Genomic DNA, 23,632 nt, shown 5'->3' with positions numbered 1-23,632 from the left:
TGTGTAAAAAGGATGGGGAAACGTATGTGGAGCGAGCATGTTACGTTAGAGTATCCGTATCATTTTGAAGAAGTATTAAAACGTTTATCTTTTGATCCTCTTAACGTCATTCAATTAGATGAGAAAGTTATTTATGTCCCGATTTGTATAGACGAGGAACAGATTGTTGTTCGCTTGCAAGGGATTGGTACTGTTCAAAATCCACAGTTTTGGATTTCTAGTCAGACAGGAGATCCAGAGAAAGTCATGAAACGAATGAGGGCCATTTTTCATTGGAATGAACCGTTTCAAGATATACAAAATCATTTTTTAAACACATCATTACGTCCACTATTTGAAACATATGCTTATACTCCAATTATTTTAGAATTTGATTATTTTGCTTGTCTTCTTCGCTGTATCATTCATCAACAAATAAATTTGAAATTTGCTACTGTGTTAACAGAACAGTTTGTGAAGCGATATGGAACAGAGAAGAACGGTGTATTCTTTTTCCCAACTCCAGAAAGAGTAGCAAACATTTCAATAGAGGAATTGAGAGAGCAGAAGTTTAGTCAACGAAAGGCTGAATATATAGTAGGATTAGGTCGAAGTATTGTCAGCGGCACATTAAATTTAGAGAGTATAGAAACCAGGGCGGAAGAAGAGGTTTCAGCACAATTGTTACCAATTAGGGGGATTGGTACATGGACAGTGCAAAATTTTTTAATGTTTGGGCTTGGACGGAAAAATATGTTCCCGAAAGCGGACATTGGGATTCAGCGTGCAGTACAAGGTGTATTTCAATTAGATAATAAACCTGATGATGCATTTTTAGAAAAAGTGAAACAAGAGTGTGAACCATACTGCAGTTATGCAGCGTTATATTTATGGAAAAGTATAGAGTAGAGGTGTAATAATGATACAAAAGCAACATGAGAGTAAGTTGGAAGTTGGTCAAACGTTTCCTGTGACAATTAAACGTCTTGGGATTAACGGAGAAGGCGTTGGTTATTTTAAGAGACAAGTTGTTTTCATTCCAGGGGCATTACCAGGAGAAGAAGTTGTTGCTGAAACAACGAAAATTCAGCGTGGCTTCGCTGAAGCGAAAGTGAAAAAGGTTCGTAAAGCTTCACCACATCGTGTGAAAGCACCATGTCCGGTATATGAAGAGTGCGGCGGTTGTCAGCTGCAACATTTAGATTATAAAGAACAATTAAATCAAAAACGTGATATCGTTGTACAAGCATTTCAGAAGTATATGAACAACAGTTTAGAAGAAAAAATCCGTCCAACGCTTGGTATGGAAAATCCATGGCATTATCGTAATAAGAGTCAATTACAAGTGGGACGTAAAGACGAAAAGGTTATTACAGGGCTGTATAAACAAAACTCACATCAGTTAATTGATATTGCTCATTGTATGATTCAACATAAAGCAACGAATGAGGCAACAAAAGTTGTAAGACGTATATTAGAAAAGTTAAATGTTTCTATTTATAATGAGAAAAAGCAAAAAGGTTTAGTACGTACAATTGTGACACGTACGGCAGTGCAAACAGGGGAAGTACAAGTTACACTTATTACAACAAAAGAAGAATTGCCAAATAAGGAGCAATTTATCGCAGAAGTACAAAAACAGATGCCAGCTGTTAAATCAATTATGCAAAATGTAAACTGGCGTAAAACATCTGTTATTTTCGGTGATAAAACATTTAAATTAGCTGGAAAAGAAGTAATTCAAGAAACACTTGGTGATCTATCATTTGAATTATCAGCACGTGCATTCTTCCAGTTGAATCCAGAACAAACGGTTGTTTTATACAATGAAGCGAAAAAAGCCGCTGCTTTAACAGGCAATGAGAAAATTGTAGATGCGTATTGTGGCGTTGGTACAATCGGTCTTTGGCTTGCAAATGATGCAGCGGAAGTACGTGGTATGGATGTAATTCCAGAAGCGATTGCGGATGCAAGAAAGAATGCGAAGCGTCACGGATTTACAAATACGAAATATGAAGCAGGTAAAGCTGAACAATGGTTACCGAAATGGGTAAAAGAAGGATGGCGTCCAGATGTAATTGTTGTTGATCCACCACGTACAGGTTGCGATGATAAATTACTGGAAACAATTTTAAAAGTGAAGCCAAAACAAGTTGTTTACGTGTCTTGTAATCCTTCTTCATTAGCTCGTGATGTACAAGCATTAATGAAGAGCTATGAAGTGGAATATATACAACCAGTTGATATGTTCCCGCATACAGCTCATGTAGAAAATGTAGTGAAGCTTGTTAGAAAGTAAAGTATATTCATATTCCCTCACGATATGAGGGAATATTTTCTATGAAGGAGAATGAAATGTACAATTATAAATTAACGATTCAGTACGACGGTGCACGTTTTAAAGGATGGCAACGTCTCGGGAATAACGATAATACGATTCAAGGGAAAATTGAAAGTGTCATCTCTGAAATGGTCGGAAAAGAAATTGAAATTATCGGTTGTAGTAGAACAGACGCTGGTGTACATGCATTGAATCAAGTTGCTAACTTTCAAAGTGATGAGAAGTTAGTGGAACATAAAGTGAAAAAATATTTAAATCAATATTTACCAAATGATATTAGCATTACGGATGTGGAAGAAGTACATGATCGCTTCCATGCTCGTTACAATTCTAAAGCAAAAACATATCTGTATAAAATTTGGAATGAAGAGCACACAAATCCATTTATGCGTAAATATAGCATGCATGTGAGTAAAAAATTAAATGTGAAAAGCATGAAAGAAGCTGCGAAACATTTAGTTGGTTCACATGACTTTACTGCCTTTTCAAATGCAAAATCAAAGAAAAAGTCTATGGTGCGAGAAGTATATACACTTGAAGTGATGGAAGAAGCAGGATTTGTACAAATTAGAGTAAGTGGTAACGGATTCCTTCATAACATGGTCCGAAAAATTGTTGGAGCATTAATTGAAGTTGGATTAGGACAATTAGATGCAGAAGCAATTCCGCATATTTTAGAGGCGAAACAACGCAATCAAATTAATTGCCTTGCTGAGGCGAGTGGTTTGTATTTGGAGAATGTTGAGTTTTAATAGTAATAAAAAAATCGAGCTGTGTAGGCTCGATTTTTTTTATGGTTTGGAGTTAAGAAGATCTTTCTTTCTTCATACGTATCTTCAAATTCCAAAAAGCAGCAAGCATAATAGCTGCAAAGGAGCCGCTAATTGTTGCTAATAGTTTTGCATAAGGATAGGCGTTTATATCAACTAGTAACATCATACATACAATGGTAGGGAAGAAGGCTAAGTATTGTAATAACTTTAATTTGTTATCATTACTCATATATATCGTTCCTTTCTAGTATGTTATATGTTTATTGTAGCATATTTTACCAAATGTTTGTTTGTACTTTAAAGCAGATTTCTGCTATATGAATAAGTAATAAAAGTCGAATAGGTGAGAGTTAGTAATCGACTCATTCAAGTTTCATTTCATATGTGTAAATGCAATTTTTTAATTCGATATTGTAAGTTTTGCCTACTTAACCCCAAAAACTTTGCAGCTTGTGAAATATTACCGTGATACTCTTTCAGAATTTGATTGATGTAGTTTTTTTCCATTTCTTCTATTGTGTGCTTTAACGTTTTAGGTGTATCAGTATCGTTATTAGTTAGGAGAGGTTGCATATTGAGTTCTTTTTTTATTCGTTCGCGAAAGCGAGTGGGAAGATGAAACGCTGTAATGATGTTTTCATCTTCAACTAAATTCATTGAACCTTCAATGATATGTTCCAATTCTCTTACGTTTCCAGGCCAATCATATACATACAAAAATTCTCTTACATGCACATCTACATCTGTTACACTAAGTCCAAATTGAATGTTGTATTTTTCGATAAAGTGCTGAACAAGAGCCGGGATATCTTCTTTTCGTTCACGTAAAGGCGGAAGACATAAAGTAACGACGCTTAATCGATAATATAAGTCTTCTCGTAATCGATTGTGTGTAATAGCTTCAAGAGGGTCTTCATTAATAGTTGCTATAATGCGAACGTCAATTTCTTTTTCTTGTGTGCCTCCGATTCTTCGTATTGTTTTTTCTTGTATAGCTCGCAGTAACTTCGCTTGAAGTGCTGTACTTAATGAGTTGATCTCATCTAATAACAAAGTTCCTCCGTTCGCTTCTTCAAATAAACCAGCTTTATCGATAGCTCCTGTAAATGCACCTCGGTTCGTACCAAATAATAAGCTTTCCATGAGTGTATCAGGTATAGCGGCACAGTTTTGTGAAATAAATGGTTTGCCTGAACGCTGACTTTCGTTATGGATACTTTGTGCAAATAGTTCTTTACCGGTCCCTGTTTCCCCTACGAGAAGTATGGAGGAGGATGTACGAATGATTCTTTTAGCTTCTGTAATGACGGATTGAATAGCACTAGAATCACCGATTATGTGATCAAAGGTAAACTTATTATTTTGTTTTCGAGAAAGGCTTGTTTTCATTGTTTGTTTGGAATGGTTAATCTCTGTTGAAATTTCAATCGCACCTTTAATTTTTCCGTTTTTTATTATAGGAAAAGTATTATTAATCGTTGTAATTTCTTGCCCTTTATTGTTAAAATACGTTTGTTTTATATTTTTGTTTGTTTTTCCTAATTTTAATGCCTCTATAAGAGTACTATTTTTATTTTCTTCAAATGCAAATACTTCTAAAGGACTTTTATATAATACATCTGAGCGTTCCATTGATTCAATTTCCATCATTTTGCGGTTGTAGATAATCGTTTTACTTTCCTCATTAATAATATGAATCCCGATATCGAGCTCATTGAGTAAAGTTTCATATAGCATATTCATTTCAATGATCTGTTTTAAATTAATTTCTTCTGTACGCATAGATTATCTTCTCCTCATTTCACCCTATGAAGACTGACTTTTTATAATTTTATTAAAATTCTTATAAAATCGCAAAATTTTTTTGCTATTTTTCTTTTAAAACTTCTTACATGATAGAAAAATTTTGCGGTTATGAAGATTTTTTTGTTAGGAACCTTCATTTTAAGTAGGAATTGAAGATTGGTACGCATTTTGCATAAATAATAGTTGAAATCTCTAAAGGAGGGATATGCAACGTTTCAGTACCAATTAATAAGAAGGGGGAGTTTATAAAGTGAAGACGGTTATAGAAGGCGTGTATAGCCCTTGTTACGGGAAAGTAGAGAAGTTATTTGTTACGGAAAGTTCCTACGTATACGAATGGGAGAAATTAGCGTTAATTGAAACAATAGATAAACAGAAAGTAGAAATTAAGGTAGGAATCAGTGGGTATATCGAATCATTAGAAGTAGTAGAAGGACAAGCCATCGCTGATCAAAAGCTATTAATAACAGTGAGGGATGATCTTTTAATAACAGGTAGTGATTAATACTATGTATTTTGCTCTTTTCAATAATTATTTTTCGTATAAATAATTTTAAAAACGCTTACATGAAATGGGTTTCCGAAGGGAAAAGGGGGGATTTGTATGATGGATCAAAACCAAGGATTAAAAAGGGAATTGAAAAGCAGGCACATATTTATGATTGCACTTGGAGGAGTTATTGGTACCGGTCTTTTTTTAGGATCGGGGTATACAATTCATGAAGCTGGGCCTGGAGGAGCGATTGTAGCGTATCTTGTTGGAGGATTTGTTATGTATTTAACGATGCTCTGTCTCGGAGAATTAGCTGTTGCGATGCCTGACGCAGGATCTTATCAAACGTATGCTACGAAGCATATTTCCCCTGCAGCGGGTTATGTAGTCGGATGGATGTCGTGGCTAAATTGGTCGGCTACAATAGGTATTGAACTAATTGCAGTTAGTATTTTAATGAAACGATGGTTTCCTGATGTACCGTCTTGGATTTGGTGCGTAGTGTTTGCGGTACTACTTTTTGCTATTAACGCGTTATCTTCAAGAAGTTTTGCAGAAGTTGAATTTTGGTTTGCAAGTATTAAAGTCATTACAATCATTGCATTTATTATTTTGGGCGGGGCAGCAATGTTTGGTTTTCTAGATATGAAAGGAAATGAACCAGCACCAATGTTTTCTAGCTTTACTGATTATGGTGGGTTGTTTCCAAATGGATTATCCGCTATTTTAATTACGATGATTGCTGTTAATTTTTCCTTCCAAGGAACAGAGCTGGTTGGTATTGCAGCTGGGGAGAGTGAAAATCCAGAAAAAACAATCCCGAAGGCAATTAATAATACAGTTTGGCGTATACTTGTGTTCTTTGTATTATCTATTTTCATTCTTGCAGGATTATTCCCATGGCAACAAGCAGGAGTGATAGAAAGTCCATTCGTAGTTGTATTTGATAAAATTGGTATTCCTTATGCAGCCGATATTATCAATTTCGTTATCATTACAGCAGTACTATCCGTTGCGAATTCAGGATTATATGCAACTTCTCGTATGCTATGGTCTATGTCCAATCAAGGAATGATTAGTCCGATTTTTGGTAAGTTATCTAAAAATGGTGTTCCTATTTATGCGTTGATTGTAAGTACAATTGTAGGTTGTCTTTCATTACTATCAGGTATTTATGCGGAAGATACAGTTTATTTATGGCTACTTTCTATTGCCGGGTTCGGAGCGATATTAGTTTGGGCATCTATTGCTCTATCTAACTTATTAGCTAGAAGGTCATATGTGAAGCAGGGCGGGGATGTGAAAGACTTGAAATTTAAAACACCACTATATCCATTTGTACCACTTCTGGCATTAACATTAAATATAACAGTTATAGTTGCTATGGCTTTTATCCCAGAGCAAAGAATGGCGTTATATTGTGGAATTCCATTTATGATTGTTTGTTTACTGTTTTACCGTGCGACAAGAAATAAGGGAAGCAAGATAGAACATGTTGAAAAAGTAAATACAACAGAAGCAGAAAGTTTATAAATATATTAGAAACTTATGCTAAAAAAAGAGACTGTAAGATTTGTAAACAGTCTCTTTTTTTGTGAGAATAAAGCTGGAAACTATAGTATGCAAAGGGGAATTAGTGATGAATCAAGAAGTGTCACAGCTATTAGAACAGGTTGATTTACGAAAAGATGAATTACTAGAGCTTACAAAGAATTTAATCCGTTTTGAAACACCAGCACCGCCGGCGAGAAACACAAATAAGGCACAAGAATTTGTTGCAGATTTTCTAAGAAAACGAAATTTTAGTGTTGATAAATGGGATGTATATCCGAATGATCCGAACATTGTTGGGGTGAAAAAAGGGATAGAAAGTGACACACATAAGAGTCTTATTATTAATGGACATATGGATGTAGCTGAAGTGTCAACAGATGAGGTGTGGGAGACTAATCCGTTTGAGCCGTTTATAAAAGATGGTTGGTTAGTTGGACGTGGTGCGGCAGATATGAAAGGTGGACTGGCTGGAGCGCTATTTGCTATTCAGCTTTTACAAGAAGCTGGCATTGAATTACCTGGAGATTTAATCTTTCAATCAGTAATTGGGGAAGAAGTTGGAGAGGCAGGTACACTTCAATGCTGCAAAAGAGGTTATGATGCTGATTTTGCAGTCGTAGTGGATACGAGTGATTTACATATGCAAGGACAGGGCGGCGTAATTACTGGATGGATTACGGTGAAAAGCCCTCAGACGTTTCATGATGCAACACGCAGGCAAATGATTCATGCTGGAGGACGTTTATTCGGAGCGAGTGCGATTGAAAAAATGATGAAAATTGTGCAAAGTTTACAAGAATTAGAGCGTCATTGGGCGGTTATGAAAACATATGAAGGCTATCCATCTGGAACAACAACAATTAATCCAGCTGTTATTGAGGGCGGACGACATGCAGCGTTTATTGCGGATGAGTGCCAATTATGGATAACAGTGCACTTCTATCCGAATGAAACACATGAACAAATAATAAAAGAAATTGAAGAGTATATTGGGAAAGTAGCGGCTGCCGATCCATGGTTAAGTGAAAATCCACCACAATTTAAGTGGGGCGGAGAATCAATGATTGTGGATCGTGGCGAAATTTTTCCTTCTTTAGAAGTAGATAGTGAACATGCAGCAGTAAAAACTCTTAGCTCAGTACACGAATCAATTCTATCTAAACATGCAATTGTAGATATGTCTGCAACGGTAACAGATGGTGGTTGGTTTAGTGAATTTCATATTCCAGCCGTTATTTATGGACCAGGTACATTAGAAGAAGCTCATTCAATAAATGAGAAAGTTGAAGTAGAACAGTTAATTGAATTTACAAAAGTAATAACAGCATTTATATATGAATGGTGTCATACAAAAAAATAGATTAGTATGTTGAAATCGTACAGGTATGTATACTTGTACGATTTTTTAGTGAACTATTTCAGAGTTGAACCGAAACAACTGAAATAGTTCTTTGTTTTTCTATGTCTTTCGTTTTAGTTCGATTAATTTCTCTTTCGCTAATTCAACAGCAATTGCATCATCTAAATAGCCAATTGGAAAGAGGTAATCGGGAATAATATCTGTCGATAAAATGAAATACAGTAACGCTCCTCCAAGAACTGCACGCTCTTCTCTTGGATTAGTTTCATTGCAAAATTGTTGATACATATCCGTTAATTGTTCAATGAAAGGACCAGCACTATCAATTTGTTCTAATTTGCTCGCGAAACTTTCATGGATACGTTTTTCACCTTCTGCTGTTTGAGCATATCGTTCATAGTTTTCAAGTTCTTGTTTTACGCGAGTTGTTGTGTAGTCGAAATCGAATAAGTTAGAGGATTGCAGCGTTTGCTGAATTGTATCAAGAGATGTGTACATATCCGTCTTTTCTTTATTAATGTGAGGAGAATCAGGATACATTTCATCAAATAACAATTGGGGTGGAACTTGGAGACATTCTGCGAATTTTTGTAGATGCTTTTGCTTTGGCGGTTGTTTCCCATTCATAATTCTTGAGATTGTTGCGGGATCAATATTTGTCAGCATTCCGAGTTGGCGCATAGATAAGGCACGTTCTTTTAAAAGTTTTTTTATTAATGTACTAAGCCGCTCATTTGGATTTTCTTTAGGCATAACGAAGGCACTCCTTTTTGTTGTTGAAAAAATGTTGAGCATTTATTACATGTATATGAAACAGACAGGCACAGTTGCTCAACATTTTCATAAGATGCATGGAAAAGTGAGAAAAAGGGGTGGCTGTTTATGAGTACGGCAGGTCTATTTTCAATTTTTTTAATCGGGATTGCTTCTAATTTAGATAATGCAGGTGTTGGGATTGCATATGGCATTCGTAAAATCCGTATTTCTTGGTTTAACAATTTTATTATCGCATTTTTTGGATTTTTATTTACTTTATTAGCTGGCTTTTTTGGGAACTGGATTGCGTTATTTATTTCAGAGTTTACAGCAAACTTGATTGGGGCTATTGTTTTGGGAATAATTGGAGTGTTTATTTTATGTCAGCCTTTCTTAAGTAAAAAAGAGGCTGTAGACTCTAAAGATGATGGTGTACTTATGGGGATTTTACGTGATCCCGAAAAAGCAGATTTTGATGGGTCTAAAACAATTAGTTTTTCAGAAGCAATTGTTTTAGGAGTTGCATTATCAATTAATAATATTGCGGGTGGATTTGATGCTGGGGTAACAAACTTGAATTTGTGGCTTACAGCAACTATTTCTGGGGTGTTTAGTTTTATTTGTATTAGTGGTTTTGCGTATGTAGGGAAACGATTTTTAGCAGAATACTTAGGGAAATGGGCTACAGTTATCGCAGGAGTGTTATTAATTCTTATTGGGATCGATCAGTTGTTGTAAGGAGAACAGAAAACAATGTTCGAGTATTTCCTTGGAAATACGGCAAAGGGTTGCATATGTCGACGTACTTTTCCCCATACTAATACGGATTTCTTTTAAAGAAAGGGGGATCCGTATGGGGCGCGGAAAAGCATTTGATCATAAGAAAAAAGGGCATGACCATCAACCACCTAAAGGTGCGTTCATTCATAAAGATGTAAATGAACATACTTTAGAAGAGGAAGAACTACCAGTAAATATTGAGACGTATAAAAATAGTTTAAAAAAACATTAAAAGCACCTACATAGGTGCTTTTTAGCGTATATCTTCAATTAGTTGTTCAGATTCTTCGTGCATGCTGTATTCACTTAACACTTGAATGCAAAGCCACTTTAATTCTTCAATCGTATGTTCAAGTTCTTCAGGAAGTACATGATGAATGTCTTCAAGTCCCATTCCGAAATGAATAAGTTCAAGTACTTGATCATCGATGTTCCGGTCCATTAATAGCTCAAGTACTTCTAAATTGAATATGTATCGGTGAGCTTCATCGAGTGAAACCACTTTTAACTTCAAGCTTTCCACAATACTCAATATAAAGAGAAGAATTGTTTTTTCAAGAACAGGCTGTTTTTCCATCTGAAATATTAGTTTCATCCTTCACACCTCCACATATAGCGCTAGGTTGTACTATACTATTCAGGGTGGGGGAACAAATATGCATGATATAGAGAAACTTTCAGTACTGTTTTTGTAGGGGATTGGTAGCTGATAAAGTTAAGGTTTTTATGGAATGAAAAAATCCTGCTAGTATAGCAGGATAACTCTCAATTAAAAAATGCTCCAACCTTCTTGAGCAGAAAGAAGTTCAAGAATTTTAAAACCAGCGATACTGTTTCCGTTTGCATCTAAAGCTGGTCCGAAAATACCAATTCCCATTTCTCCTTTTACGCAGCCGAAAATACCACCAGCTACACCACTTTTTGCTGGGATACCAACGCGAATCGCAAATTCGCCAGACTCGTTATACATACCGCATGTGACCATAAATGTTTTACAGATTTTTGTAATGTGTTTAGGGATAATTTGTTTTTTCTTATATGGATCATAGCCATCCATCGCAAAAATTAAGCCGATACGTGCTAAATCGATACAGTTTACTTCAACTGCACATTGACGAGTGTATAAATCCATAAGTTCTTCGATGTCACAATCGATAATGCCGTTTTGTTTCATATAGTAGCAAAGTGAACGGTTTAAGTAAGCTGTCTCTAATTCTGAATTGGCAACTTTAGAAGAATAATTAATAGTAGGATTATCTGTGATTTCACGTACGAAATGAAGGATGCGCTCCATTTTTTCTTCATTATCTTTTCCTGCTAACATGCTTGTAATAGCTAGTGCCCCTGCATTAATCATTGGATTAAGTGGTTTAGAAGGGCTTGTCGTTTCTAACTTAATAATAGAATTAAATGGATCACCAGTTGGTTCCATTCCAACTTTAGAAAATACATATTCTTCACCACGATCTAAAAGGGCAAGTGCAAGTGTAATTACTTTTGAAATACTTTGAAGAGTAAATAGTGTTTGTGAGTTGCCAGCATGGATGTACTCTGTTTCTTTATGGAAAATGGCAATCCCTAAATCATCTGGATTTGCATTTCCTAGTTCGGGGATATAAGTAGCAAGCTTTCCTTTTTTTGTATATGGTTTTACTTGTTCCAACAACTGTTGTAAGTTGTTTGTTTCAATGCACTGCATAGTACCAACGCTCCTATTTCGAATTAACTAAGTTTACTTTTCCCGATATGCTCGGAAATAAATAATAACATGAAAAAGTGGAATGATAAAACGAAAGTTACATGTTCTATAGCAGGTCTTTCGTTTCGAGTATTCTGTAGTGAAAAAGGAGAATTTTCCTTTTATATAACAGTTTGGAAATAGGAGATTTATCCATAAAAAATTCAAAAATAAAAACTACACATCTATACAACTATATGTTATTATGGTTATGTAAATAGAAAGCGTTTTCTAAGGCGTACTTATAATGATAACGATTTCATAAATTTGATAGGGGGAATTAAAATGTTGCAGTTTCTACAACGTATTGGTAAAGCGTTAATGCTTCCAATCGCCGTACTACCAGCAGCAGGATTATTGCTTCGTTTAGGACAAGAAGACGTATTTAACATTCCTGTTATGGCACAGGCCGGTGCAGCAATTTTTGATAATTTAGCACTTATTTTTGCAATTGGTGTTGCAATCGGTTTGTCTGTTGACGGTAGTGGAGCAGCTGGACTTGCCGGAGCAATCGGATATCTTGTTTTACAAAATACAACGAATGCTCTAAGTAAGACATATTCAGCAGCAGAGTTAAATGATAAATTAAAAAGTGTTCAAGATTTAGTCGGTTCAGTAGACCCAACTAAATTAGCAGATACAATGACAAAGGTTTCAAAAGCAGCGGCGTTAACGCCAAAAATTAATATGGCCATACTCGGTGGTATTATTGCAGGGGTTGTTGCAGGTTTACTATACAACAAATTCCATAAGATTAAACTGCCAGAATGGTTAGGATTCTTTGCAGGAAAACGTTTCGTACCAATTATTACTTCAATCGTAATGCTTCTTTTAGGGTTAGTATTCGGTCAAATTTGGCCAACAATTCAAAGTGGTATTGATGCAGTAGCACATGGTATCGTGAACTTAGGTTCAGTTGGTGCTGGTTTATTCGGATTATTAAACCGTTTATTAATTCCAATCGGTTTACACCATGTAATGAACACATACTTCTGGTTCGTACTTGGTGACTTTACAAATGCAGCTGGAGATATCGTTCATGGTGATATTGCACGCTTCTTTGCAAAAGATCCATCAGCAGGTATGTTCATGACTGGTTTCTTCCCAATTATGATGTTCGGTTTACCAGCAGCATGTTTCGCAATGATTGCCGCTGCTAAACCAGAAAAACGTAAAATGGTTACAGGTATGTTAGGTGGTCTAGCATTAACTTCATTCTTAACTGGTATTACAGAGCCAATTGAATTCTCATTCATGTTCTTATCACCAGTATTATATGGTATTCATGCTGTATTAACAGGTCTGTCTCTATTCATTACAACAACACTTGGCATTCACGATGGTTTCTCATTTAGTGCCGGGGCAATCGATTACTTCTTAAACTTCGGTATTGCAACAAAACCATTGTTACTAGCAGGAATCGGTTTAATTTACGCAGCAATTTACTTTGTAGTATTCTACTTCTTAATTAAGAAGTTCGACCTAAAAACTCCTGGTCGTGAAGATGAAGAGGAAGTAGCTGAAGGCGAAGAAGCTCCAGTTGCAGGTTCAATTGGTGAAACTTACGTAGCAGCTTTAGGTGGAAAAGAAAACTTAACAGTTATTGATAACTGTGCAACACGTCTACGCTTACAAGTGAAAGATGCTGGTCAAGTAAACGAAGCAGCATTAAAACGTGCTGGTGCGAAAGGTGTTATGAAATTAAGTAACACGAGTGTTCAAGTTATCGTAGGTACAAATGTTGAATCTGTTGCCGATGATATGAAAAAACACGTATAAATAATTAGATAAGAGGATATCCAAAAAGATTGATAACATCAGTTTTTAGGGGATATCCTCTTTTTTATGTTAAAAATTTAACAGCAATCTTACTTTTGTAAATTTTCTTTTTCTTTTTTATGCATATAGGTTGGTAATATGTGCAGTGCGTGATAAAGTAGGGATGATATCGAATAGAGTATCCATAATCTGCTAAAAAAATCTTTAGTAGAGGGAGTAAATTATTGGTGAGTAAGGGGAAAAAAGCAATCATGGATCAGGAAAAAAATAATGCGAATGGGAAAGCACGTCGGCCGATTGTATACATAAAAAGAACAATCATTCTCGTCTTACTATTTTCACTTGTATATTTCATGTATACAAAAATTGTTGCGCATAATAAGAAAGAAGAAACTTTAAAAGCAGCGGCAGAAATGAAGAAACAAGAAGAGCTGAAAAAGAAAGAAGAAGAAAAAAAGAAACAAGAAGCACAAAAACAAAAAGAGCAGGAAGAACAAGTGAAGCAAGCACAAGCTGTGGAAAAGCCTGCTGAGGGACCACCTCAAGAAATTAATGAAAACGCTCAATTAGATCAATATTTACAAAACGCAGGATTTAGCGGGACAGCTGTTATTGTGAAGAACGGAAAAGTTCTTTTGAATAAAGGGTACGGTATGGCGAACAAAGAGAAACAAGTACCGAATAATTCAGAGACAACTTTTTATATTGGTTCTATTTCAAAGGCATTTGTAGCGACTGCTATTATGCAATTAAAAGATCAAAATAAATTACACGTAGAAGATACGGTTGCAAAATATATTCCAGATTTCCCTCAGGGTAATAGTATCCAGTTAAAACATTTACTAACACATACATCAGGAATTCCAGAGTATGAGCAGGGAACAGAGGATATTTCTCATGAAGAATTGATAAAACGAATAGGAAAGCAAAAGCGTGTTGGGGGTCCAGGAGAGAAATGGAAATATTCCGATTCTAACTATTCGATACTCGCCTACATCGCTGAGAAAGTAAGTGGACAACCGTTAGAAGACTATATTAAACAACATATTTTTGCTACTGCTGGTATGAAACATTCTGGTTTCGGTAAAGCGTTAGAGCAAACAAGGTTTCCATCGACAGGCTATAAAATAGTAAATAACAATATGACAACACCTAATATTCCAAGTATGTCACAACTATATGGTTGTGGTGATATATATACAAGTGCACATGATTTATATCTATTTAATGAAGCACTCTTCTCTGGAAAGCTGATTTCAAAAGAGAGTTATGATCAAATGTTTACGGCCGTGAAAAAGGATTACGGATTTGGTTGGTATGTAGACCCGGGAAGTTATTCTAATCACGGTGTAATGCCAGGATGGAATTGTTTAAATGGATTTAGCAAAAACGGAAGTGTGTATGTCGTTTTATTATCTAACATTCAAAATAACATTAAATCGTTCGGTAAAGTGAATAACGACATTTACACGATGTTGCGAAATATTGAAGTGTAAGGGACTATCCTTTTGGATAGTCTTTTTTTATTGAGGAAGTGTACCTGCCATTGTTACAATTAAAAATTAAAGTACATAAAAAGATAGATGGGATACCATCTATCTTTTTTGTGTAATTAGAAAAGATAGTTTCTTTGAAAAATGTATGTCTTACCTATCACAAAAAAAGCCTGCTCTGTATACATTAAGATGTATGAATGTATTTTTAGAATTTAAAAATAGTAGGAGGAGAAATATATGTGTCTGTTCGGTAAGTATTGGAAAAAGTTATCGAGATTGTTTAATAGGCAATTAGATTATTTTTTAGATAATAAGTTATTACCTGCTGTGGAAAGACTTTTATTTTCACAAAACTTTGCGAGATTTATTCAAAGAAACTCTAAGCAAGCTACTGAAGAAGTTATTGAATCAAGTAGATTTCAATCTATTATTTGTAACATTTTAAAAGAATGTAATACGTCACCTTTTAAAGAAATTGCAGAGCGGTATTTGGGAAAAAACGTAGAAATTACTGTGACGGTTGGACAGTTAACGGGTGTGATTGTAGCAGTTGGGGATGATTTTTTAACACTGCAAGAAGGAATAGGAACAGAAGTTTTATTACCATTTACAAGTATTATATCAATTAAAGAAGCGTAAGAAAGGAGAGTTAAATATGTTATTTACTGATGAATTACGTAACCATGTTGGTGAACTAGTACAAGTTGTGACAGCTGTAGAAATCATTGCAGGCGTTCTTTTATCTGTAACGGATGGGGCGGTAATTGTTCGTACTTCTCCTTCGTATGGACCACCAGAAGATGTAGTTGTACGTATTCCTATTATTGCTTATGTTCGCTTGGAAGGGTAAGAGTGATACAAGTATGAGAGTGTCAGTTGTGATTCCTGTGCATAATGAAGCAAGTACTTTATCAAAAGTTTTAGTAGAAGTAAGGAAGTTGGAACCGTATGAAATTATCATAGTAGATAATGGATCGACAGATGGTACGAAAGAAATAGCGTTACAGCATAATTGCCGTGTGATTTATTATAGATATTCTCTTGGTAATGATGTGGGACGGGCAATTGGTGCTAGAGAAGCAAAAGGTGAAATTGTTTTATTTTTAGATGGGGATATCGTCATGAAAAGTGAAGAATTATACAATTTTATTAAAGGAATACAGCAAGGACATGAGATTGTTTTAAATAATTTAACATGGTCCGTTTATTTGAAGGTGAGACCACATTATACGACGGTTGGAAAATATATGTTAAACCGTTATTTAAACAAAAAAGAGTTTGTTGTAGGATCTTTAATTGCAATACCACATGCGATAAGTCGTGAAGTGATTGAAAAACTGGGGTGGTGGAATTTAGCGGATCCAGCACTATTTCAAGCGATGGCGATGTCTAGAGGAGTAGATATTTCTGATATGGCTTCAGTTGATGTCATTTACACAAATAAAGTCCGTCCTGTCCATACGGGCACATCACCTGGGTCTCCTTATCCGAAAGCGACTAGTCGTATTATGGGTGATCATTTGCGAGCTTTACAATACGTAATCGAAACATACGGTAATCGCGGTGGTTTTTCAGAAGGCAATAAAGATAGGGAGTTTGTAGGAAAGTATAAACCAGTTTTATTACAAAAGAAAAAAGCGAAATATAGTGCCATTATCCCGGTATCAGAAGAGAAAACAACTATAAGGTCTGTTATACAAGAAGTGAAAAAAGCAGGTGTAGATGAAATTATAGTTGTTGTGAATGGAGCTGCCGTAAAGACCATTAAACAAGTAAAGCTAGAGAATGTTATTGTTGTTGAGTTGGAGGAAGCGCTTGGGCATAATGTAGCACGGGCGATAGGGGCCATGCATGCTACGGCAGATATTTGTTTATTTGTTGATGGTGATTTTGTTATTCCAGCAACAAATTTAATTCTATTTTTGCGCGCTATTGAAGATGGAAGTGATGTGGCATTAAATGATTTACAGTGTTTATTAGATATGTTTCATCCAGCAGATCCAATTAGCATGGGAAAATATTTTGTGAATTTGATAGCGAAGCGACCAGATTTATGGAATAACTCATTAACGGCAGTACCACACGCTATGCATAAAAAAGTAATAGAGAAAATTGGTTATGATTCTCTTGTGATTCCGCCATTAGCTCAGATGAAAGCTATTTTAGAAGGATTCTCTGTTACAGCAGTAGAGTTAGTAGATGTTATAAAAACAAATCGAGTACGTCCAGAGCAACACGAATTTGTAAATGGGCGTATTTCAGCATTTGATCGTATTTTCGGTGATCAAGTTGAGGCGATTGCGTATTTATTACAATGTACAGACGAACGTGGTGGCTTTACGGATGGAGATAGAGATAGAGATATCATTCAACAATTGAGAAGGGAAGAAGAGAATACAAATGAATAGTAGTAAAGTAGCTATTATTGGCTTAGGGTATGTTGGCCTTCCTTTAGCAGTCCATTTTGCAGAGAGAGGGCATACAGTACTTGGGTTAGATAAAGATATTAGAAAAATAGAATCAATTATAAAAGGAGAAAGTTATATTCCGGATGTTTCTTCCAAAGATTTACAAAGTTTATTGATGAAAAAAAAATTAATAGTGAACACACCGGATCAAGGCATTGCTGGTTTTCAAAATAGTGATTATGTTATTGTTACTGTCCCGACTCCAATTAATGAACAAAGAGAACCAGACTTAAGTGCCCTCATTTCAGCCTCACATTATATACAACAAAACCTTCAAAAAGGACAAACCTTCATTTTTGAAAGCTCCACATATCCAGGTACACTCGAGGAAGTTATCATTCCTATTATTTCTCAAACAGGTAAAAAGGTAGGAGAAGATTTTTATATCGGATATTCCCCTGAGAGAATTGATCCGGCTAATAGTCACTATTCTGTTCAAACGATTCCAAAAGTTATTAGTGGACAAACAGAAAAGTGTAAACAAAAAGTTCAGGAGTTGTATAGCACTACATTTGATGTAGTTGTTCCAGTTAGTTCTCCGAAAGTAGCGGAAATGTGTAAGTTATTTGAAAATATTCAGCGCCTAGTCAATATTTCATTAGTAAATGAGTTAAACACATTATGTGAAAGTTTAGGAATTGATTTTTATGAGGCGCTTGAAGCCGCATCTACAAAACCGTTTGGATTTACCCCATATTGGCCAGGACCAGGAATAGGAGGACATTGTATTCCAGTAGATCCTTTATATTTCCAATGGAGAATAAAGAGAAATGGGGAAATTAGTCAATTAATTGAGGCTGCACATGTGATTAATGAAGAAATGCCAGAGAAAATAGTCCGGAAAGTAAAAGGTATGGTGCAATCACCTGCATCAGTTTTAATTGTAGGGATTGCGTATAAGAAAGATGTAAATGATTTGAGAGAATCACCGGCTTTACCAATTATTGAATTGTTACTAAAAGAAGGATATGAAATCGAATATCACGATCCATATATTTCTTCTGCAAAGTTTGAAGATAAGGTGTACCAATCTGTTTCTTTGGATGAACAAGTCGTTAAACAAGCGGGTTGTATTTTAATTTTAACTGATCACTCTAATATCGATTGGAAGCTTTTTAAAGGAATGAAGCGAGTAATAGATACACGTGGAATTATAAAGAAGGTGAGTGTATGAGTAAGAAATGTTTAATTACAGGTGGAGCAGGATTTATTGGTTCACATTTAGCTGAAGAGCTGGTGAAAAGAGGCTATGGAGTTACGATCGTTGATAACTTCTATAAAGGGAAAAATAAATATCATGATGAGTTAATGAAAGAAATTCGAGTTATTCCAATAAGTGTTTTAGATAAAAATTCTATTTATGAATTAGTAAACCAACATGATGTAGTGTTTCATTTAGCAGCAATTTTAGGCGTGAAAACGACAATGGAAAAGAGTATAGAGCTTATTGAAACAAATTTTGATGGAACGAGAAATATTTTACAAGCAGCGCTAAAAGAAAAAAAGAAAGTGGTCTTTGCTTCTACTTCAGAAGTATATGGTAAGGCAAAGCCACCCTTTTCTGAAGAGGGAGATCGATTATACGGGGCAACTTCTAAAATACGCTGGAGTTATGCAGTGTGTAAAACATTAGAAGAAACATTATGTTTAGGATACGCATTAGAAGGTTTACCGGTAACGATTGTTCGTTATTTTAATATTTATGGTCCAAGAGCGAAAGATGGTCCGTATGCAGGGGTAATCCCACGATTTATTAGTGCGGCTTTGCAAGGAGAAGATATTCTCGTATATGGAGATGGAGAGCAGACACGTTGTTTTACGTATGTAAGTGATGCGGTAGAGGCAACGATTCGAGCGATGAATGAAAAGGTAAATGGTGAAATTATTAACATAGGTTCTGAGAATGAAAAGAGTATAAAAGAAGTAGCAGAAGTAATTAAAAAACTAACGAAATCTTCTTCGAAAATTGTCCAAGTTCCTTTTGAAGAGGTATACCCACATGGCTTTGAAGAAATTCCAAATAGAAGACCGGATGTTGCGAAATTAAGAGAACTTGTTCAGTTTCAAGCAGAAGTAACGTGGGAAGAAGGATTGAAAGAAACTATTAAGTGGTTCCGTGAAGAAAATAATGGCTAAGTCACTATCGGTCATTATACCTGTATGTAATGAAGCTGAAACGATTTCAGATGTTATCCAATCGGCAAAAGGATTAAATCCAATAGAGATTATTGTAGTAGCAAACGGTTGTAACGATGGTACAGAAGAGGTTGCTGATCGTTTAGGGTGTAAAGTAATCAAGCATACGGAGCTACTAGGGAACGATGTTGGCCGTGCGGTTGGCGCAAAACATGCGATAGGTGATGTATTACTATTTATAGATGGTGATTTTGCTATTCAAACTTCAAAATTACAATTATTCCTGAATCCGATTTTACATGGTCAGGCCGACATCGTTTTAAATAACTTGGATGCACTATTTTTAAAAAGGCAAAAACCCAATTCTATTACAGTATGGCGCCAAATATTAAATGCAATGTTAGAGCGTGAAGAATTAAAAATTGATTCTTTATTAGATGCACCTCATGCGTTGACGAAAGAAGTCGTTCAAAGTATTGGATATGAAAGTTTTGTTAATCCTATTGTGGCTCATTTACGCCTAGTTCAAAGTGAATGGAGAATTAGTCGACATTGTGCAATTGACGTTATTACACCGAATAAATTTCGACCGACTGAGCATGCTGCATATGGCACGGGTCTTTCGCAATCTGAAAAACGGATGATAGGCGATCATATAGAAGCTGTAGCGGAGCGAATAGTAGGTAGTGATGAGCGCGGCGGATATTATGATGGAAATAGGAAAAGAGATAGTGTCTATCATACTTTAGATTTCGAAGATCTTTATCAAGGATGGGGCGTTACATCTAAATTGTATAAAGGAAGGCAATTATCAGTCATTATTCCTGTACAAGATGAAGAGAAAACAATTGGAAATGTTATAGATGAACTTCGAAAAATTGAGCCTGTTGAAATTATCGTTGTAGTAAATGGCTCGTCTGATCAAACCGCAACGATTGCAAAAGAAAAGGGAGCAACAACAATTATATATAAAGAAGCACTTGGAAACGATGTAGGGCGTTCACTTGGAACTTACTTTGCAAAAGGTGAAATTGTGTTGTTTATAGACGGTGATTTTGTTATCCCGGCTAGGGAACTATATCCTTTCGCAAAAGCTATTGCAGATGGAATGGATGTCGCATTAAATGATCTAAATCATTATTTAGATTTAAGAGTACCGCTTCATCTTGTAACTGCGTTTAAATATGCGTTAAATTTAGCTTGTGATAGAAAAGATCTAGGGATAGGTTCTCTTATTGCTGTACCGAATGCGTTTAGCCGTAAATGCTTGAAAGAAATCGGTTATAGATCTTTACTATCACCTTGTGTAGCTCAAGTGAAAGCGATTCTGTTAGGTTTCGAAATTGCATGTGTAAGTCGTGTAGAGGTCGATCAGATGAACCGTATTCGTCCCAGTGAACATTTTGCAAAAATAGGTCATCCTCCAGCTGTTTTGCGAATTATAGGTGATCATATAGAAGGATTAGAGCAATTAATTGTATTAGAAGGTAATCGTGGCGGATTCTATGATGGGAATAGAAATAGAGATGTTTTAGAGTAGTAACAAAAAAGTGTACAACATATGTACACTTTTTTGTTCTGTTATAAAAACTATAACAGATTAGGAGATAAGAGTATTACAGCTCTACAATGGGTATTGTTCTTATATTACAAAATAGGACTCATATATAAGAATACCAAAAAAATACAATTAAGGAAAGGGTTAATTATAAAGACTTTTAAGTGAAGTTAACACTATACATATAGTGGTTTGCTCAATATTTCACAAACATGTCACAACTGTTTCGTTCACTTTCGTAAAAAAGTAGTATTCTAAGTGTGTAAGCTGTTATATAAAAAATCTTAGTCCTGTACTAATCAAAAATGGAGGAGATTAGGATGACTCAAGTATTAGAAAATGTTAAAAACGCATGGGAAAACTTTAAAGGTGAAAAATGGAAAGCAGAGATTGATGTTCGCGATTTCATTTTAAATAATGTAAACGTTTACGAAGGAGATGAATCTTTCTTAGCGGGAGCAACTGAAGCAACAAAACAACTTTGGGATCAAGTAATGGATTTAACAACGAAAGAACGTGAAAACGGTGGCGTTCTTGATATGGATACAAAAATCGTTTCTTCTATTACATCACATGAACCAGGATATTTAAATAAAGATATTGAAAAAGTAGTCGGTTTCCAAACTGATAAACCATTTAAACGTTCTTTACAACCATATGGTGGTATTCGTATGGCGGAACAAGCTTGTGAATCTTATGGATACGAAATGGATAAAGAACTTAGTCGTATTTTTAGAGATTGGAGAAAAACTCATAACCAAGGTGTGTTCGATGCTTATACACCAGAAATGAGAGCTGCGCGTAAATCAGGTGTTATTACTGGTCTTCCAGATGCATACGGACGCGGACGTATTATCGGTGACTACCGTCGTGTAGCGTTATATGGGGTAGATCATTTAATGGAAGCGAAAAAAGCTGATTTAAATTTAACTGGTGGTGTAATGAGCGAAGAGACAATGCGTTTACGCGAAGAGTTATCTGAGCAAATGCGTGCACTTCAAGAGCTAAAACAAATGGCTGCTTCTCATGGTTTTGATATTTCTAAGCCAGCAACAAACACGCAAGAAGCATTCCAATGGTTATACTTCGCATATCTTGCAGCAATTAAAGAGCAGAACGGAGCTGCAATGAGTCTTGGACGTACTTCTACATTCTTAGATATTTACATTGAAAGAGATTTAGCAACTGGTACTTTAACAGAAGAAGAAGTACAAGAAATTGTGGATCACTTCATTATGAAATTACGTCTTGTGAAATTTGCAAGAACACCTGATTATAATGAATTATTCTCTGGTGACCCAACATGGGTAACTGAGTCTATCGGTGGTATGGCATTAGATGGTCGTCCATTAGTAACAAAGAACTCATTCCGTTTCTTGCATACATTAGATAATTTAGGACCAGCTCCAGAACCAAACTTAACAGTTCTTTGGTCTAAACAATTACCACAAAACTTTAAAAACTACTGTGCGAAAATGTCTATAAAAACATCAGCAATTCAATATGAAAATGATGACATTATGCGTGCTGACTATGGCGATGACTACGGAATTGCTTGCTGTGTATCTGCAATGAGAATTGGGAAACAAATGCAATTCTTCGGCGCACGTGCAAACTTAGCAAAAGCATTATTATATGCGATTAACGGTGGTAAAGATGAAAAATCTAAAGCTCAAGTTGGTCCTGAGTACGCACCGATTACTTCTGAAGTATTAGATTATGAAGAAGTTATGCATAAGTTTGATATGACGATGGAATGGTTAGCGGGACTGTATTTAAACACATTAAATGTTATTCATTACATGCATGATAAATATAGCTACGAACGTATTGAAATGGCACTTCATGATACAAATGTTCTTCGTACAATGGCAACAGGTATCGCGGGTCTATCTGTAGTAGCAGACTCTTTAAGTGCAATTAAACACGCAAAAGTAAAACCAATTCGCGATGAAAACGGAATCGCAGTTGACTTTGAAATCGAAGGAGATTTCCCTAAATACGGTAACAATGATGACCGTGTAGATGAAATTGCTGTAAATCTTGTAAAAACATTTATGAATAAACTTCGTAAACATAAAACATATAGAAATTCTGTTCATACAATGTCAATCTTAACAATCACATCTAACGTTGTATACGGTAAGAAAACTGGTAACACTCCAGATGGTCGCCGTACTGGAGAACCATTTGCACCAGGTGCGAATCCAATGCATGGACGTGATACAAAAGGTGCATTAGCTTCATTATTATCTGTAGCTAAATTACCATATGAAGACGCACAAGATGGTATTTCTAATACATTCTCTATTATTCCAAAAGCACTTGGTAAAGAAGATGATGTACAAATACGTAACTTAGTATCAATGCTTGATGGTTATGCAGTAAAAGAAGGACATCACTTAAATATTAACGTATTTAACCGTGAAACATTAATGGATGCAATGGAACATCCTGAAAAATATCCACAATTAACAATTCGCGTATCTGGTTACGCTGTAAACTTTATTAAATTAACTCGTGAACAACAAATCGACGTAATTAACCGTACAATGCATGAAAGCATGTAAGTGAAAAAGGTGTCCCTCTGCATTTTATAAATAGCAGAGGGAGGC

General features: G+C 35.5%; 23 protein-coding genes. 18 read left to right on the top strand and 5 right to left on the bottom strand.

From position 1 onward, the window contains the following. Positions 1-24 precede the first annotated feature (24 nt). From Q9B79_RS25240 to truA, 3 genes are read left to right on the top strand one after another with little or no spacing between them, the layout of a single operon-like run. A complete protein-coding gene (locus Q9B79_RS25240; RefSeq protein WP_306188628.1) occupies positions 25-888 on the top strand; it encodes a DNA-3-methyladenine glycosylase family protein in 864 nt (287 codons plus the stop codon). A 10-nt stretch (positions 889-898) separates the two neighbouring features. Next, on the top strand, positions 899-2,278 hold the full coding sequence (rlmD, locus tag Q9B79_RS25235) for a 23S rRNA (uracil(1939)-C(5))-methyltransferase RlmD (protein WP_306188626.1): 1,380 nt from the start codon (positions 899-901) through the stop codon (positions 2,276-2,278). A 56-nt stretch (positions 2,279-2,334) separates the two neighbouring features. Further along, positions 2,335-3,072, top strand: coding sequence for a tRNA pseudouridine(38-40) synthase TruA (gene truA / locus Q9B79_RS25230; protein ID WP_306188624.1), 738 nt, complete (start codon positions 2,335-2,337; stop codon positions 3,070-3,072). A 52-nt stretch (positions 3,073-3,124) separates the two neighbouring features. Here truA and Q9B79_RS25225 read toward each other — a convergent pair whose 3' ends face one another. Both Q9B79_RS25225 and Q9B79_RS25220 read right to left on the bottom strand, forming a co-directional pair. After that, positions 3,125-3,322, bottom strand: coding sequence for a hypothetical protein (locus Q9B79_RS25225; RefSeq protein WP_000063917.1), 198 nt, complete (start codon positions 3,320-3,322; stop codon positions 3,125-3,127). A gap of 149 nt (positions 3,323-3,471) precedes the next feature. Then, positions 3,472-4,875, bottom strand: a complete 1,404-nt coding sequence (locus tag Q9B79_RS25220) for a sigma-54 interaction domain-containing protein (RefSeq protein ID WP_306188621.1) — start codon at positions 4,873-4,875, stop codon at positions 3,472-3,474. Between the two features lie 274 nt (positions 4,876-5,149). On the opposite strand from Q9B79_RS25220, the gene Q9B79_RS25215 reads away from it, so the two are divergent. The 3 genes from Q9B79_RS25215 to Q9B79_RS25205 all read left to right on the top strand — a co-directional run bounded on the left by Q9B79_RS25215 (position 5,150) and on the right by Q9B79_RS25205 (position 8,306). Beyond that, a complete protein-coding gene (locus tag Q9B79_RS25215) occupies positions 5,150-5,404 on the top strand; it encodes a biotin/lipoyl attachment domain-containing protein (RefSeq protein WP_000859494.1) in 255 nt (84 codons plus the stop codon). A gap of 99 nt (positions 5,405-5,503) precedes the next feature. Then, on the top strand, positions 5,504-6,925 hold the full coding sequence (locus Q9B79_RS25210; protein WP_306188619.1) for an amino acid permease: 1,422 nt from the start codon (positions 5,504-5,506) through the stop codon (positions 6,923-6,925). Positions 6,926-7,031: 106 nt separating this feature from the next. Continuing rightward, positions 7,032-8,306 carry an acetylornithine deacetylase gene (locus Q9B79_RS25205; protein WP_306188617.1) on the top strand — a complete coding sequence of 425 codons (1,275 nt, stop codon included), beginning with the start codon at positions 7,032-7,034 and terminating at the stop codon, positions 8,304-8,306. A gap of 99 nt (positions 8,307-8,405) precedes the next feature. On the opposite strand, the gene Q9B79_RS25200 is transcribed toward Q9B79_RS25205, so the two are convergent. Further along, positions 8,406-9,059 (bottom strand): helix-turn-helix domain-containing protein, encoded by a 654-nt coding sequence (locus Q9B79_RS25200; protein WP_306188615.1) that lies wholly within the window; start codon positions 9,057-9,059, stop codon positions 8,406-8,408. 129 nt (positions 9,060-9,188) lie between these two features. Here Q9B79_RS25200 and ytaF point away from each other — a divergent pair, with 129 nt between their 5' ends. Continuing rightward, entirely contained in the window at positions 9,189-9,800 is a 612-nt protein-coding gene (gene ytaF, locus Q9B79_RS25195) for a sporulation membrane protein YtaF (protein WP_306188614.1), read from the top strand. A gap of 115 nt (positions 9,801-9,915) precedes the next feature. Continuing rightward, the gene (locus Q9B79_RS25190; RefSeq protein ID WP_000532411.1) at positions 9,916-10,074 is read left to right on the top strand and encodes a hypothetical protein; all 159 of its coding nucleotides are present in this window, start codon (positions 9,916-9,918) and stop codon (positions 10,072-10,074) included. Between the two features lie 21 nt (positions 10,075-10,095). Here Q9B79_RS25190 and Q9B79_RS25185 read toward each other — a convergent pair whose 3' ends face one another. Together Q9B79_RS25185 and glsA are read right to left on the bottom strand one after the other, a co-directional pair. Then, a complete protein-coding gene (locus tag Q9B79_RS25185) occupies positions 10,096-10,437 on the bottom strand; it encodes a DUF3969 family protein (RefSeq protein ID WP_000766602.1) in 342 nt (113 codons plus the stop codon). Positions 10,438-10,611: 174 nt separating this feature from the next. Further along, on the bottom strand, positions 10,612-11,541 hold the full coding sequence (gene glsA / locus Q9B79_RS25180; protein ID WP_001149853.1) for a glutaminase A: 930 nt from the start codon (positions 11,539-11,541) through the stop codon (positions 10,612-10,614). Between the two features lie 69 nt (positions 11,542-11,610). On the opposite strand from glsA, the gene Q9B79_RS25175 reads away from it, so the two are divergent. From Q9B79_RS25175 to pflB, 10 genes are all read left to right on the top strand, one after another. Further along, on the top strand, positions 11,611-11,724 hold the full coding sequence (locus Q9B79_RS25175; RefSeq protein WP_306188612.1) for a transcriptional regulator: 114 nt from the start codon (positions 11,611-11,613) through the stop codon (positions 11,722-11,724). Between the two features lie 141 nt (positions 11,725-11,865). Continuing rightward, positions 11,866-13,359 (top strand): N-acetylglucosamine-specific PTS transporter subunit IIBC, encoded by a 1,494-nt coding sequence (gene nagE, locus Q9B79_RS25170; protein ID WP_306188611.1) that lies wholly within the window; start codon positions 11,866-11,868, stop codon positions 13,357-13,359. A 251-nt stretch (positions 13,360-13,610) separates the two neighbouring features. Further along, positions 13,611-14,855 carry a serine hydrolase domain-containing protein gene (locus tag Q9B79_RS25165; protein WP_306188608.1) on the top strand — a complete coding sequence of 415 codons (1,245 nt, stop codon included), beginning with the start codon at positions 13,611-13,613 and terminating at the stop codon, positions 14,853-14,855. Positions 14,856-15,092: 237 nt separating this feature from the next. Further along, positions 15,093-15,494 carry an LSm family protein gene (locus Q9B79_RS25160; protein ID WP_306188606.1) on the top strand — a complete coding sequence of 134 codons (402 nt, stop codon included), beginning with the start codon at positions 15,093-15,095 and terminating at the stop codon, positions 15,492-15,494. Between the two features lie 16 nt (positions 15,495-15,510). Then, on the top strand, positions 15,511-15,705 hold the full coding sequence (locus Q9B79_RS25155) for an LSm family protein (RefSeq protein WP_000899469.1): 195 nt from the start codon (positions 15,511-15,513) through the stop codon (positions 15,703-15,705). A 13-nt stretch (positions 15,706-15,718) separates the two neighbouring features. Then, positions 15,719-17,263 (top strand): glycosyltransferase family 2 protein, encoded by a 1,545-nt coding sequence (locus Q9B79_RS25150; protein ID WP_306188604.1) that lies wholly within the window; start codon positions 15,719-15,721, stop codon positions 17,261-17,263. Beyond that, positions 17,256-18,497, top strand: coding sequence for a nucleotide sugar dehydrogenase (locus tag Q9B79_RS25145; protein ID WP_306188602.1), 1,242 nt, complete (start codon positions 17,256-17,258; stop codon positions 18,495-18,497). The genes Q9B79_RS25150 and Q9B79_RS25145 overlap by 8 nt, the downstream gene beginning before the upstream one ends. Continuing rightward, complete coding sequence (locus tag Q9B79_RS25140; protein WP_306188600.1) at positions 18,494-19,459, top strand: NAD-dependent epimerase/dehydratase family protein; 966 nt, start codon at positions 18,494-18,496, stop codon at positions 19,457-19,459. The genes Q9B79_RS25145 and Q9B79_RS25140 overlap by 4 nt, the downstream gene beginning before the upstream one ends. Next, positions 19,452-20,999 (top strand): glycosyltransferase family 2 protein, encoded by a 1,548-nt coding sequence (locus Q9B79_RS25135; RefSeq protein WP_306188671.1) that lies wholly within the window; start codon positions 19,452-19,454, stop codon positions 20,997-20,999. Before Q9B79_RS25140 ends, Q9B79_RS25135 begins: the two co-directional genes overlap by 8 nt. Before the next feature lie 338 nt (positions 21,000-21,337). Beyond that, entirely contained in the window at positions 21,338-23,587 is a 2,250-nt protein-coding gene (gene pflB, locus Q9B79_RS25125) for a formate C-acetyltransferase (RefSeq protein ID WP_306188599.1), read from the top strand. Positions 23,588-23,632: the final 45 nt, after the last annotated feature.

Origin of the sequence: Bacillus sp. MHSD_36 (genome assembly GCF_030757775.1) — a bacterium.
Classification (GTDB): Bacteria; Bacillota; Bacilli; order Bacillales; family Bacillaceae_G; genus Bacillus_A.
Note: the sequence above shows the minus strand (reverse complement) of the source record. Positions and strands in the feature narration are given on the sequence as shown.

Bases quoted from the DNA above. Each gene is read 5' to 3' on its own strand.
- Q9B79_RS25240 (WP_306188628.1), top strand. From the start codon at position 25: ATGTGGAGCGAGCATGTTACGTTAGAGTATCCGTATCATTTTGAAGAA.
- rlmD (WP_306188626.1), top strand. From the start codon at position 899: ATGATACAAAAGCAACATGAGAGTAAGTTGGAAGTTGGTCAAACGTTT.
- truA (WP_306188624.1), top strand. From the start codon at position 2,335: ATGTACAATTATAAATTAACGATTCAGTACGACGGTGCACGTTTTAAA.
- Q9B79_RS25225 (WP_000063917.1), bottom strand. From the start codon at position 3,322: ATGAGTAATGATAACAAATTAAAGTTATTACAATACTTAGCCTTCTTC.
- Q9B79_RS25220 (WP_306188621.1), bottom strand. From the start codon at position 4,875: ATGCGTACAGAAGAAATTAATTTAAAACAGATCATTGAAATGAATATG.
- Q9B79_RS25210 (WP_306188619.1), top strand. From the start codon at position 5,504: ATGATGGATCAAAACCAAGGATTAAAAAGGGAATTGAAAAGCAGGCAC.
- Q9B79_RS25205 (WP_306188617.1), top strand. From the start codon at position 7,032: ATGAATCAAGAAGTGTCACAGCTATTAGAACAGGTTGATTTACGAAAA.
- Q9B79_RS25200 (WP_306188615.1), bottom strand. From the start codon at position 9,059: ATGCCTAAAGAAAATCCAAATGAGCGGCTTAGTACATTAATAAAAAAA.
- ytaF (WP_306188614.1), top strand. From the start codon at position 9,189: ATGAGTACGGCAGGTCTATTTTCAATTTTTTTAATCGGGATTGCTTCT.
- Q9B79_RS25190 (WP_000532411.1), top strand. From the start codon at position 9,916: ATGGGGCGCGGAAAAGCATTTGATCATAAGAAAAAAGGGCATGACCAT.
- Q9B79_RS25185 (WP_000766602.1), bottom strand. From the start codon at position 10,437: ATGAAACTAATATTTCAGATGGAAAAACAGCCTGTTCTTGAAAAAACA.
- glsA (WP_001149853.1), bottom strand. From the start codon at position 11,541: ATGCAGTGCATTGAAACAAACAACTTACAACAGTTGTTGGAACAAGTA.
- Q9B79_RS25175 (WP_306188612.1), top strand. From the start codon at position 11,611: ATGAAAAAGTGGAATGATAAAACGAAAGTTACATGTTCTATAGCAGGT.
- nagE (WP_306188611.1), top strand. From the start codon at position 11,866: ATGTTGCAGTTTCTACAACGTATTGGTAAAGCGTTAATGCTTCCAATC.
- Q9B79_RS25165 (WP_306188608.1), top strand. From the start codon at position 13,611: ATGGATCAGGAAAAAAATAATGCGAATGGGAAAGCACGTCGGCCGATT.
- Q9B79_RS25160 (WP_306188606.1), top strand. From the start codon at position 15,093: ATGTGTCTGTTCGGTAAGTATTGGAAAAAGTTATCGAGATTGTTTAAT.
- Q9B79_RS25155 (WP_000899469.1), top strand. From the start codon at position 15,511: ATGTTATTTACTGATGAATTACGTAACCATGTTGGTGAACTAGTACAA.
- Q9B79_RS25150 (WP_306188604.1), top strand. From the start codon at position 15,719: ATGAGAGTGTCAGTTGTGATTCCTGTGCATAATGAAGCAAGTACTTTA.
- Q9B79_RS25145 (WP_306188602.1), top strand. From the start codon at position 17,256: ATGAATAGTAGTAAAGTAGCTATTATTGGCTTAGGGTATGTTGGCCTT.
- Q9B79_RS25140 (WP_306188600.1), top strand. From the start codon at position 18,494: ATGAGTAAGAAATGTTTAATTACAGGTGGAGCAGGATTTATTGGTTCA.
- Q9B79_RS25135 (WP_306188671.1), top strand. From the start codon at position 19,452: ATGGCTAAGTCACTATCGGTCATTATACCTGTATGTAATGAAGCTGAA.
- pflB (WP_306188599.1), top strand. From the start codon at position 21,338: ATGACTCAAGTATTAGAAAATGTTAAAAACGCATGGGAAAACTTTAAA.